11 protein-coding genes are annotated in these 11,190 nt (G+C 68.8%); 6 read left to right on the top strand and 5 right to left on the bottom strand.

What is annotated here, in order from left to right; all coding sequences use genetic code 11:
• Window positions 1-31: 31 nt before the first annotated feature.
• From ACRDTL_RS04975 to ACRDTL_RS04960, 4 genes are all read right to left on the bottom strand, one after another.
• Complete coding sequence (locus tag ACRDTL_RS04975) at window positions 32-799, bottom strand: LmeA family phospholipid-binding protein (RefSeq protein WP_431505611.1); 768 nt, start codon at window positions 797-799, stop codon at window positions 32-34.
• Window positions 800-1,168: 369 nt separating this feature from the next.
• Window positions 1,169-2,167 (bottom strand): LmeA family phospholipid-binding protein, encoded by a 999-nt coding sequence (locus ACRDTL_RS04970; protein WP_431505610.1) that lies wholly within the window; start codon window positions 2,165-2,167, stop codon window positions 1,169-1,171.
• Complete coding sequence (locus tag ACRDTL_RS04965) at window positions 2,164-2,979, bottom strand: carbon-nitrogen hydrolase family protein (protein ID WP_431505609.1); 816 nt, start codon at window positions 2,977-2,979, stop codon at window positions 2,164-2,166. Before ACRDTL_RS04965 ends, ACRDTL_RS04970 begins: the two co-directional genes overlap by 4 nt.
• A 90-nt stretch (window positions 2,980-3,069) precedes the next feature.
• Window positions 3,070-3,579: a DUF2505 domain-containing protein gene (locus tag ACRDTL_RS04960; protein WP_431505608.1), complete on the bottom strand. Its 510-nt coding sequence runs from the start codon at window positions 3,577-3,579 to the stop codon at window positions 3,070-3,072.
• A 26-nt stretch (window positions 3,580-3,605) separates the two neighbouring features.
• On the opposite strand from ACRDTL_RS04960, the gene ACRDTL_RS04955 reads away from it, so the two are divergent.
• Window positions 3,606-4,682, top strand: coding sequence for a UDP-N-acetylmuramate dehydrogenase (locus tag ACRDTL_RS04955; RefSeq protein ID WP_431505607.1), 1,077 nt, complete (start codon window positions 3,606-3,608; stop codon window positions 4,680-4,682).
• Window positions 4,670-6,058, top strand: a complete 1,389-nt coding sequence (locus ACRDTL_RS04950) for a L,D-transpeptidase (protein WP_431505612.1) — start codon at window positions 4,670-4,672, stop codon at window positions 6,056-6,058. Before ACRDTL_RS04955 ends, ACRDTL_RS04950 begins: the two co-directional genes overlap by 13 nt.
• On the opposite strand, the gene ACRDTL_RS04945 is transcribed toward ACRDTL_RS04950, so the two are convergent.
• A complete protein-coding gene (locus tag ACRDTL_RS04945; protein ID WP_431505606.1) occupies window positions 6,036-6,785 on the bottom strand; it encodes an SDR family NAD(P)-dependent oxidoreductase in 750 nt (249 codons plus the stop codon). The two genes, ACRDTL_RS04950 and ACRDTL_RS04945, sit on opposite strands and share 23 nt — an antisense overlap.
• Window positions 6,786-6,972: 187 nt before the next feature.
• Between ACRDTL_RS04945 and ACRDTL_RS04940 the strand changes: the two genes are divergently transcribed.
• Genes ACRDTL_RS04940 through ACRDTL_RS04925 form a run of 4 tightly spaced genes read left to right on the top strand, consistent with a single transcriptional unit; the run spans window position 6,973 to window position 10,919 of the window.
• Entirely contained in the window at window positions 6,973-8,274 is a 1,302-nt protein-coding gene (locus ACRDTL_RS04940; protein WP_431505605.1) for an ROK family protein, read from the top strand.
• A gap of 8 nt (window positions 8,275-8,282) precedes the next feature.
• A complete protein-coding gene (gene mshA / locus ACRDTL_RS04935; RefSeq protein ID WP_431505604.1) occupies window positions 8,283-9,647 on the top strand; it encodes a D-inositol-3-phosphate glycosyltransferase in 1,365 nt (454 codons plus the stop codon).
• Window positions 9,644-10,156, top strand: a complete 513-nt coding sequence (locus tag ACRDTL_RS04930; protein ID WP_431505603.1) for a YbjN domain-containing protein — start codon at window positions 9,644-9,646, stop codon at window positions 10,154-10,156. Before mshA ends, ACRDTL_RS04930 begins: the two co-directional genes overlap by 4 nt.
• A 13-nt stretch (window positions 10,157-10,169) precedes the next feature.
• A complete protein-coding gene (locus ACRDTL_RS04925) occupies window positions 10,170-10,919 on the top strand; it encodes a phosphoglyceromutase (RefSeq protein ID WP_431505602.1) in 750 nt (249 codons plus the stop codon).
• The last annotated feature ends 271 nt before the right edge of the window (window positions 10,920-11,190 follow it).

Genomic DNA, 11,190 nt, shown 5'->3' with positions numbered 1-11,190 from the left:
GCCGTGCTCGACGGGCTGGGCCGGGCGGGCGTCAGACCCCGCTGAAGCAATCCTGACCGGTCTGCGGCTGTGACGACGACGCCGGGATGGTGGCGTTTTGGGTGGAGAACGCGGCCTCCACACCGGACTCGGTGACCTTCACGCTGTCGGCGTGGATGCCCAGCGGGTAGTTCTTGGTGGCTTTCGAGGTGAGGTCGTCCAGGTTCTTCTGCACGGTGTCCGTCGACATGCTGGAGCCCAGCGCCCTCAAGTTGACCACCTGCAGCGACAGCCCGTTGTCGACGATCTGCGGTTTGACCGTGGCGCTGTCAAGTAGGCCCTTCAGCTCGATGGTGCCGTCGCCGGGATTGGTGGTGACTTTGTTGGTCACGAAACTGCCTATCACCGGGATGGCGTCCTGGATCGACTGCTTGATGCCGTCCGACGACCAGCTGATGGTGCCGTTCAGCGCGCCGATCGTGCCCTTGGAGTTGTTGGAGTTGTTCAGTCGGATGTCATGAATATCCAGGCTGACCTTCATGCCCTTGGCACTGCGCACCTGGTTGCCGGCCGTCTGCACCGAGATGTTGGTGTAGTGGCTGGTGATGATCTGCCATAGCACCGGCGGCGTGGCGGCGAAGGACACGCTGGCGCTGTCCTGCACCTCGCAGGACACCGCGCCGGCAACTTTGCTGTCGGCGAGGTGTCGGGTATACAACTCGGCGCCGATCAGGCCCGCGACGACGATCAACAGCAAGACGATGATGGCCAGAAGGATCGATACCGGGTTGCGGAAAAAGCCGTGCTGGGGTTGTTTCACCTGCGTGTCCTCCGACTGCGGCTCGATGGACAGCCGGGTGGTCGGCTGCTCGGGTGTGTTGGGCGCCGGGCCGGGTTGGCGCGGTTGCGGGTTAGGGGGGAGCTGATGCGGCTGCGGATACGCCGGGGGTCTGGCATGGGGCGGCGGGGGACCCGGCGGCTGCGGCCGGTTCGGCGGTGGCGGTGGTTGAGCGAAGCGGCCGCCCTGGGGGATCTGGCGGGTCGGTGATTCGGACGGAGCGGGAGTCGGCCGGGGCCGGCCAGGGCCGGCCGGGCGAGCCCATCGCGATGGGTCGTCGCGCGAGGGCCCTTGCGGAGTCGTCACCAGCGTGATTGTGCCTTATCGAGCTAAACGAAGTCTAAGGATGCCTTACAGGTTCGCGAAGCAGGCGTTCGACTGACCGGCCGGAATGGACGCGTCACGCGTCGAAAAATGCGCTGTCACACCGTCATTGGTCACCTGCACGTTGTCGGCATGAATGCCGAGCGGATAGTCCTTGGTCAGCCTGGACGCGAAGTCGTCGAGGCTGGCTTGGATGGTTTCCCTCGGCAGCGCTGTGCCCAGCGCTTGGAGACTGACCACCTCCAGGGACAAGCCGTTCTCGACGATTTGCGGCTTGACGACGATGGTGTCCAAAAAGCCCCGCAACTCGATGGTGCCGCTGTCGGGGTGGGTGCTGACGGTGCTGGCCACGAAGCTGCCCAGCACCGGGATCGCCTCCTGAACCGATTCCTTGATCCCGTCGACCGACCACATGATGGTGGCGTCCAGCGCGCCGATCATGCCCTTGGAATCGGCCGTGTGATGTTGCAAGTCGACGTCGCGGATCTCGATGGCGACTTTCATGTGCTTGGCATCGCGGATCTGGTTCCCGGCCGTCTGGACCGAGATATTGGTGTAGTGGCCGGTGATGTGCTGCCACAGCACCGGCGGCGCCACGCCGAAGGACACCGTCGCCGTGTCCTTCACCTCGCACTCCACCGCCTCGGCCACCTTGCCGTCTGCAACGTGGCGGGCGTAGAGCTCGGCGCCGATCAGCCCGGCCACTGCCAGTGCCACCACGATGACCAGCGTCAGGACGATCGACAGCGGGTCTTTGAAAAACTGGAACGAGCGGCGTTTGGTTTTCACAGGTAACCCAACAGAAGTTGTCCCGTCCTCCGATGGCGGCCGGTCGGACGGCGACTCAGCCGGGTAATCCTGGACATTCGGTGCCGGGCTCGACGGCGGTGCGCCCGGGTAGCCCGGGACGGTCGGCGCGGAGCCGGACTGATCGGACGGCACCGTGGGCTGGGCACCGGCGCTTTGGCTTTCCGGATGCGCCCAGGTCGACGGGTCGTCGTCGGGCGGCCCCTGCGGATTCGTCATCGGGGCGATTCTGCCTTATCGACATCGGTGAAGTCCGCCTGGTTGCGCAGCACCGCGAGGCTGTCCCGGGCGGCGGCGACCCGGTCGAGGTCGAGATCGGTGACCAACAGCTGTGGGTCGGCCCCGGCCGACACCACCACGTCGCCGAACGGCGAGACCACCAGGCTGCCGCCCACCCCGGCCGGCGCCCCCGACGACAACTCCCGGCCCGGATCGGCCTGCCCGGCCGCGGCGATATAGCTGGTGGAATCCAGCGCCCGCGCGCGCGCCAGCAACGTCCACTGCTCGAGCTTTCCGGGTCCCGAACCCCACGACGCGCTGACCGTGATCAGCTGGGCACCGCGGCGGGCCAGCGTGGTGTACAACGCGGGGAACCGGATGTCGTAGCAGGTGGTCAGCCCCACCCCGACATCGTCGACGTCGATCACCACCGGCTCGCGGCCCGGCGCAACGGTACGCGACTCGGTGAACCCGAACGCGTCGTAGAGGTGGATCTTGTCGTAGTGCGCGTCGGTACCGGGCCCGGCCGCGATCAAAGTGTTGGTGACCCGCCCGTCACCGGCCGGGCTGAACATCCCGGCGACCACCGTGATGCCGGCGTCGGCGGCGATTCGGCGCACTCCGTCGCCCCACGGTCCGTCGACCGGCTCGGCGATCGGCGCCAGCGGCACACCGAACCGGCACATGGTCGCCTCCGGGAACACCGCCAGCGTCGCGCCGGCGTCGGCGGCCCGGCCGGTGTAGTCGGCCACCAGTTCGAGGTTGTCGCCCGGGCTGGTGCCGCTGAGGATCTGCGCTACCGCAATCCGCATGACTGCCAGCGTACGGCGGCTTCCCCGGGCGTCACTCCAGCGTGACGCTCGGCGACCAGAGTCACTCCAGCGTGACGCTCGGCGACCGCGTCAGGCGCTGTCGCTGATCCACAGGGTGGTGAACCGCTGTTCGGCGATCAGCAGTTCCACCAACTGGTTGCTGATGAAGTTCTCCAGCTTGCCGCCGACGAGCGGGATGCGGACCTCGACGGTGGCCCGGAACTTCATCCGGGCGCCGGATTCGGGCAGCGGCGCCAGCATCGCGGTACCGGACAGGGTGGCCGGCGCGTCAAGGATCGACCCGACGACGGTGGCGGTGGCCTCGCCGTTGGTGACCGGACCCCAGCTCTCCTCGCGGCGAACGCACAGATCGCCGCGGTGAAACTGGGTGACCACACCCGGAAGCCGGTCGCTGCGCAGCACCTGCGTGGTGATCACGTCGATGCTGCCGTCCTGGCCGGAGCGCATCGAATCCAGCGTCGCGTCGTCGGCACCCGAATCGGCCAGTCGGGCCAGCCAGTAACCCTCGTCGCGCAATGCCCGAAGAACTTGATCGACGGTGGCCCCGTAGTCGGTCGACATGTCGAATGAACGGGGCATAGCCGGTCAGGCTACCGTCAAAGCCCATGAAAACGGGCGGTGTCGGTTCGCGGTTCGCCGGTGCCCGGGTCGACGAGGCGGTACCGCTGGCGCCGCTGACCACGCTGCGGATCGGCCCGATCGCGCGACGGGTGATCACCTGCAGGAGCACCGAACAGGTGATCGCCACGCTGCGCCACCTTGACAGTGCACCCCCCGGACCGCTGCTGGTGTTGGCCGGTGGCTCCAACGTCGTGATCGCCGATACGCTGACCGACCTGACGGTGGTGCGGCTGGCGGCCGCCGGCATCGCCCTCGACGACAACCTGGTGCGGGTGGAGGCCGGTGCGGTATGGGATGACGTGGTGGCCGCGACGATCGAGCGTGGCCTGGGCGGGCTGGAATGCATGTCCGGCATCCCCGGCTGCACCGGGGCCACCCCGGTGCAGAACGTCGGCGCGTACGGCGCCGAGGTGGCCGACACCATCACCCGGGTGCGGCTGCTGGACCGCCGCAGCGGCGAGGTGCGCTGGGCACCGGCCGGCGAGCTTGGCTTCGGATATCGCACCAGCGCGCTCAAACACTCGACGGCTGCCGTCGTCTTGGAGGTGGAGTTCGCGCTGGACGCGGCGGGCCGCAGCGCGCCGCTGGCCTACGGCGAGCTGATCACCGCGTTAGGCGCCACGGCCGGTCAGCGCGTCGACCCGGCGGCGGTGCGGACGGCGGTGCTGGGGCTGCGCAGGCGCAAAGGCATGGTGCTCGACGCGAGCGACCACGACACCTGGAGCGTGGGATCCTTCTTCACCAACCCGGTTGTTGCGCCCGGGGTTTATCAGCGGCTGGCCGACGCCGCCGGAGAGCCGGTGCCGCACTACCCGGCGCCCGACGGCGTCAAGCTGGCGGCGGGCTGGCTGGTCGAGCACGCCGGGTTCGGCAAAGGCTATCCGGACATCGAGGGCGCACCGTGCCGGTTGTCGAGCAAGCATGCGCTCGCGGTGACCAACCGCGGTGCGGCGACCGCTGCCGACGTGGTTGCGCTGGCCCGCACCCTGCGCGACGGGGTGCGCGATGTGTTTGGTATCACACTGATCCCCGAGCCGGTGCTGGTCGGCTGCGCACTGTAGCTGCGCCTGAGCGGCGCGTGCCGGTTTCGCCGGTATCTTGGTTTGTCGTGAACACAGCGCGCGGCCTGCCGCCGATCGACCGGCGCCGGGCTTTGACGACGCTGGCGGTGGGGATGTTCGCGCCGAACGTGCTGGCGGCTTGTGTCGGGGGTCCGAGCAAACAATCCGAGAAGGCAAAACCACCGCCGGCGCCCAGTTTGACGTTCCGCCCGGCCGACAAGGCCGAGGATGTGGTCCCGACCGCGCCGATCAGCGTCGAGGTGCGCGACGGCTGGTTTCAGCGGGTGACGTTGGCGAATCGCGCCGGCAAGGTGGTTGCCGGGACGCTCAACCGTGACCGCACCGTCTACACCATCACCGAGCCGCTCGGCTACGACGCGACCTATACCTGGGGCGGTTCGGTCGTCGGTCACGACGGCAAGGCGGTCCCGGTGGCCGGGAAGTTCATCACGGTCACCCCCACCAAGCAGGTCGACGGCGGGTTCCAGCTGGCCGACGGGCAGACGGTCGGGGTCGCCGCGCCGATCATCATCCAGTTCGACGCCCCGATTGCCGACAAGGCCGCCGTCGAGCGGGCGCTGACGGTGACCACCGACCCGCCGGTCGAGGGCAGCTGGGCGTGGCTGCCCGACGAGGCCGCGGGCGCCCGTGTGCACTGGCGCACCCGCGAGTACTACCCGGCGGGCACCCAGGTCAACGTGGACGCCAAGCTGTACGGCCTGGGGTTCGGTGACGGTGCCTACGGCAAGCAGGACATGAGCCTGAGCTTCCAGACCGGCCGCCGCCAGGTGGTCAAGGCCGCGGTCTCCTCGCACCGCATCCAGGTGGCCAGGGACGAAGGCGTCATCATGGACTTCCCGTGCAGCTACGGCGGGGGCGACAAAGCGCGCAACGTCACCCGCAACGGCATCCATGTGGTCAGCGAGAAATACGCCGACTTCTACATGTCCAACCCGGCCGCCGGCTACAACAACATCCACGAGCGCTGGGCGGTGCGGATTTCCAACAACGGCGAGTTCATCCACGCCAACCCGGCAAGCTCAGGCGCGCAGGGCAACACCAACGTCACCAACGGCTGCGTCAACCTGTCGACGGCCGACGCGGAGCAGTACTACAGCAGCGCAATCTATGGTGACCCGGTCGAGGTGACCGGCAGCCCGATCGAGTTGTCCTACGCCGACGGTGACATCTGGGACTGGGCGGTGGACTGGGACACCTGGGTGTCGATGTCGGCGCTGCCGCCGCCCGGGCGGTCGACGTCGCCGCAGGTACATGCGCGGATGCCGCGCAGCGCGCCGGCCACCCCGAGCGACGCGCCGACGTTGTCGGGCACCCCGACCACCTCGACGCGGCCTAGCGCCCGCCCGGGCCGGTAGCCCTGCGGGTGGCGGTGGCCTGGTCGCGCGGCCGCATCACGATCTGGTCGAGGTTGACGTGCGACGGCCGGGAGACCACGAACCCGATCACCTCGGCGATGTCGGCGGCCACCAGCGGCGTCATCCCGGCATAGACGGCGTCGGCGCGCTGCTGATCGCCACCGAAGCGCACCAACGAAAACTCGGTATTCACCGCGCCGGGCGCGATTTCGGTGAGCCGCACGGGCTTTCCCAGCAACTCGCCGCGCAGCGTGCGATGCAACGCGCCCTGCGCATGCTTGGCTGACGTGTAGCCGGCGCCGCCGTCGTAGATCTCCATCGCCGCCACCGAGGTGACGGTGACGATCAGCCCGTCGCCGGACGCGACCAGTTTGGGCAGCAGCGCGCGGGTCACCCGCAGCGTGCCCAGCACGTTGGTTTCCCACATCCAGCGCCAATGCTCCAGGTCGGCCTCGGCCACCGGCTCCAGCCCCTTGGCGCCACCGGCGTTGTTGACCAGCACGTCGACCCGGTCCAAGCCGCTGGCCAGCGCGTCGACCGCGGCGCCGTCGGTGACGTCGGCCACTACCGAGGTGCCACCTATCTCGTCGGCCAGCGCGGCGATCCGGTCTGCCCGGCGCGCCACCACCACCACGTGAAATCCTTGGGCGGCAAGAGTTTTCGCGGTCGCTTCACCGATCCCGGCGCTGGCGCCGGTGACGACGGCCACGCGCTTCGATGTCGTCATCGGGACAACACTAGTGGCCATGCTAAATTTCACTGTGTGTACTGGAGTGCCCTGTTTGGGTTGACGTCCGCGTGTCTGTGCGCGGACTGTGCGTGTTGTCGCCGCGCAGTTCGCCGCGCCTGAACGACCGCAAACGTCGTTGATGTGCGGCCAGGGCCCGCCATCGGAACTCGCAGAAGGACACCCCGTGCGCTCAACCACCCTCAGTAGCTCGTCACCCAATCTTTCCGCGGCCGCGAGGCCGCGACTGCACGCCCGCCGCCGCGTCGTGGCGCCGTCGTTGCAGGTGTCCGACGCCGCCGCGGCGTCGGTTTTCCGGGCCGTGCGGCTGCGCGGCCCGATCGGTCGCGACGTCATCGCCCAAGAGACCTCGCTGAGCGTCGCGACGGTCAACCGCCAGGTGACCGCGCTGTTGGAGGCCGGCTTATTGCGCGAACGCGCCGACCTGGCCGTTGCCGGCGCGATCGGCCGCCCGAGGGTCCCGGTCGAGGTGAACCACGAACCGTTTTTAACACTGGGTATCCACATCGGGGCCCGGACCACCAGCATTGTGGCCACCGACCTGTTCGGCCGCACACTCGATGCCGTCGAAACCCCGACACCGCGCAGCGGGCACGGTCCGGCGCTGGCGTCGGTGGCCGACGGTGCGCACCGATACCTGCGCCGCTGGCATCGGCGTCGGCCGCTGTGGGTCGGGGTGGCGATCGGCGGGGTCGTCGACGGGGTTACCGGCCACGTCGACCACCCGCGGTTGGGGTGGCGGACGGCGCCGGTCGGCCCGGTACTGGCCGATGCGCTCGGGCTGCCGGTGTCGGTTGCCTCGCACGTCGACGCGATGGCCGGGGCGGAACTGCTGCTCGGCATGCGCCGGTTCGCACCGAACTCGTCGACCAGTCTGTACGTCTACGCCCGCGAGACGGTGGGCTACGCGCTGGTGATCGGTGGACGGGTGCACAGCCCGGCCAGCGGGCCGGGCACCATTGCGACCCTTCCCGCTTCCTCCGAGCTGCTCGGTGGCTCCGGGCAGCTGGAGTCCACGGTCAGCGACGAGGCGGTGCTGGCCGCCGCACGCCGGCTGCGGATCTTGCCGGCGTCCCGCGCCGGTGCGCACGGTGCCGCCATTGCCGAGCTGTTGCGGGCGGCGCGGGCCGGCAACCAGCACGCTGTTGAGCTGCTGGCCGAGCGGGCCCGGGTGCTGGGTGAAGCGGTCGCGTTGCTGCGCGACCTGCTCAACCCCGACGAGCTGGTGGTCGGCGGCCAGGCGTTCACCGAGTATCCGGAGGGTATGGCGCAGGTGGAGGCGGCGTTCGCGAGCCGCTCGGTGCTGCCGGCGCGGGATATCCGACTCACGGCGTTCGGTAACCGGGTGCAAGAGGCCGGGGCCGGCATCGTGTCGCTCGGCGGAATCTACGCCGACCCGCTCGGCGCGATGCGGCGCACCCGACCCGCATTGGCTGTCACTGCCGTGCCCGACGAGCCATCCGCCTGACCGGGGTTGTGGCCGGCTCCTGCAAAGATGACGGTGTGCAACATTCCCGGCTGGACACATCCGAGTTGACCGACCCGCGCCGGGTGGCGGTGCTATCGGTGCACACCTCGCCGCTGGCTCAGCCGGGCATCGGGGATGCCGGCGGGATGAACGTCTACGTGCTGCAAAGCGCGTTGCACCTGGCGCGCCGGGGTGTGCAGGTAGAGATCTTCACCCGGGCCACCACGTCCACCGATCCGCCGATCGTGCCGGTGGCACCCGGTGTGCTGGTGCGCAATGTGGTGGCCGGACCATTCGAGGGCCTGGACAAATACGACCTGCCCACCCAGCTGTGCGCATTCGCCGCCGGGGTGTTGCGGGCCGAAGCTGCCCACGAACCCGGCTATTACGACATCGTGCACTCGCACTATTGGCTGTCCGGCCAGGTCGGCTGGCTGGCCCGCGACCGCTGGGCGGTGCCGCTGGTACACACCGCGCACACGCTGGCCGCGGTGAAGAACGCCGCGCTGGCCGATGGTGACGCGCCGGAGCCGCCGCTGCGCACCGTCGGTGAGCAGCAGGTGGTCGACGAGGCCGACCGGTTGATCGTCAACACCGAAGACGAAGCCGCGCAACTGGTTTCGCTGCACAACGCCGACCCGGACCGGATCGACGTCGCCCATCCGGGTGTCGACCTGGATGTGTTTCGGCCCGGCGACCGCCGCGCCGCCCGCACCGCGCTGGGGCTGCCGCTCGACGAGCATGTGGTGACGTTCGTCGGGCGGATCCAACCGCTGAAGGCGCCCGACATTCTGCTGCGGGCGGCCGCCAAACTGCCGCGGGTGCACATCGTGGTGGCCGGGGGACCGTCGGGCAGCGGCCTGGTTGCTCCGGACGGGCTGGTTCGGCTCGCCGACGATCTGGGTATCACGACCCGGGTGACGTTTTTGCCGCCGCAGTCCCGCGCAGAGCTGGCCCGTCTTTTTCAGGCCGCCGACCTGGTGGCGGTGCCCAGCTATTCGGAGTCATTCGGGCTGGTCGCGGTGGAGGCGCAGGCCTGCGGCACGCCGGTGGCGGCGGCGGCCGTCGGCGGGCTACCGGTGGCGGTGCGCGACGGGGTCAGCGGCAGCCTGGTGTTCGGGCACGATGTTGACCAGTGGGCGGCCGCCATCGACGAACTGCTGCGGCTCGGCGCCGGTCCGCGCGCCCGGGCGATGCGCCGCTCAGCCGCCGATCATGCGGCGACGTTCTCCTGGGATAACACCGTCGACTCCCTGCTGGCCTCCTACCGGCTCGCGATCAGCGAATACAGTGCCCGTCGCTCGGTGCGCGCGCTGGGTTCGGTGCGCCCGGCGCGGCGCTGGGCGCCGCGTAGGGGGAGAGTGGCGCCATGAGTGACGTGCAGCAGGTGATCGAGGACACGCTGAAAACGAGTCACCTGACGTATTCACACCACGAGGGCGCACACGGCGGGCTACCGGGGCTGATCGTGGAGTTGCCCGGCGAACGCAAGCTCAAGACCAACACGATCCTGAGCATCGGCGAGCATTCGGTGCGCATCGAGGCGTTCGTATGCCGCCAACCCGACGAGAACCACGAAGGCGTCTACCGATTCCTGCTCAAGCGCAACCGTCGGCTCTACGGGGTGGCCTACACGCTCGACAAGGTCGGCGACATCTACCTGGTGGGCCGGATGTCGTTGGCGTCGGTGGACGCCGCCGAGATCGACCGGGTGCTCGGGCAGGTGCTCGAGGCGGTGGATTCGGACTTTAATAAGTTGCTGGAGTTGGGTTTTCGGTCGTCGATCCAAAAAGAGTGGGAGTGGCGGGTGTCTCGCGGCGAATCGCTGCAGAACCTGCAGGCGTTCGCGCACCTGATCGACGAGGACGACGAAGACACGTGAGAGACTTTCCGGCATGGGAGACACTGCCACGCTGGTGTTACTTCGCCACGGCGAGAGCGAATGGAACGCAAGCAACCAGTTCACCGGCTGGGTCGACGTCGACCTCACCGACAAGGGCCGCACCGAGGCGGTCCGCAGCGGTGAGCTGATCCGCGAGCACGGTCTGCTGCCCGACGTGGTGTACACCTCGGTGCTGCGGCGGGCCATCACCACCGCGCACCTGACGCTCGACACCGCCGACCGGCTGTGGATCCCGGTGCGGCGCAGCTGGCGGCTCAACGAGCGCCACTACGGGGCGCTGCAGGGCCTGAACAAGGTCGAGACCAAGTCCCGCTACGGCGAGGAGCAGTTCATGGCGTGGCGGCGCAGCTACGACACCCCGCCGCCGCCGATCGAGAAGGGCAGCCGGTTCAGCCAGGACGCCGATCCGCGCTACGCCGACATCGGCGGTGGCCCGCTGACCGAATGCCTGGCCGATGTGGTGGCCCGTTTCCTGCCGTACTTCACCGACGTGATCGTGCCGGACCTGCGGTCAGGCAAGACGGTGCTGATCGCGGCGCACGGCAACTCGCTGCGCGCGCTGGTGAAGTACCTGGACGGCATGTCCGACGAGGAGGTGGTCGGGCTGAACATCCCGACCGGGATTCCGCTGCGTTACGAGCTGGGCGCGGATCTGCGGCCCACCGTGACCGGCGGGACCTATCTGGACCCCGAAGCGGCGGCCGCCGGCGCCGCAGCGGTGGCCAGTCAAGGCGCCAGGTAGTCCTGCCACTCGAGACGCTTTTGGGCCTGGTTTGGCGAACACCGCGTAAACGGCGGTCGAACACCTGTGCTGCGGGGTGTGACATGTCCAATTTTGGCCTCGCGTTGCTGGGAGACGTTGGAGAAGATTTGTAGGATTTTCATGTGTTGCGTCCTGAAAGTTGGACTGGACTAGCGGGTGGGAGTCCCGTCCCGGTAGGCACCGGAGCGCCGGGTAGCAGGCCCCGGTTCGTCGTGGAGACGCGGCGGGCTGAGCGGGGTGTCAAGAGCCT

This window comes from Mycobacterium sp., from assembly GCF_050700595.1.
Lineage (GTDB): Bacteria > Actinomycetota > Actinomycetes > Mycobacteriales > Mycobacteriaceae > Mycobacterium.
Note: the sequence above shows the minus strand (reverse complement) of the source record. Positions and strands in the feature narration are given on the sequence as shown.

Bases quoted from the DNA above. Each gene is read 5' to 3' on its own strand.
- ACRDTL_RS04970 (WP_431505610.1), bottom strand. From the start codon at position 2,167: ATGACGAATCCGCAGGGGCCGCCCGACGACGACCCGTCGACCTGGGCG.
- ACRDTL_RS04965 (WP_431505609.1), bottom strand. From the start codon at position 2,979: ATGCGGATTGCGGTAGCGCAGATCCTCAGCGGCACCAGCCCGGGCGAC.
- ACRDTL_RS04960 (WP_431505608.1), bottom strand. From the start codon at position 3,579: ATGCCCCGTTCATTCGACATGTCGACCGACTACGGGGCCACCGTCGAT.
- ACRDTL_RS04955 (WP_431505607.1), top strand. From the start codon at position 3,606: ATGAAAACGGGCGGTGTCGGTTCGCGGTTCGCCGGTGCCCGGGTCGAC.
- ACRDTL_RS04945 (WP_431505606.1), bottom strand. From the start codon at position 6,785: ATGACGACATCGAAGCGCGTGGCCGTCGTCACCGGCGCCAGCGCCGGG.
- ACRDTL_RS04930 (WP_431505603.1), top strand. From the start codon at position 9,644: ATGAGTGACGTGCAGCAGGTGATCGAGGACACGCTGAAAACGAGTCAC.
- ACRDTL_RS04925 (WP_431505602.1), top strand. From the start codon at position 10,170: ATGGGAGACACTGCCACGCTGGTGTTACTTCGCCACGGCGAGAGCGAA.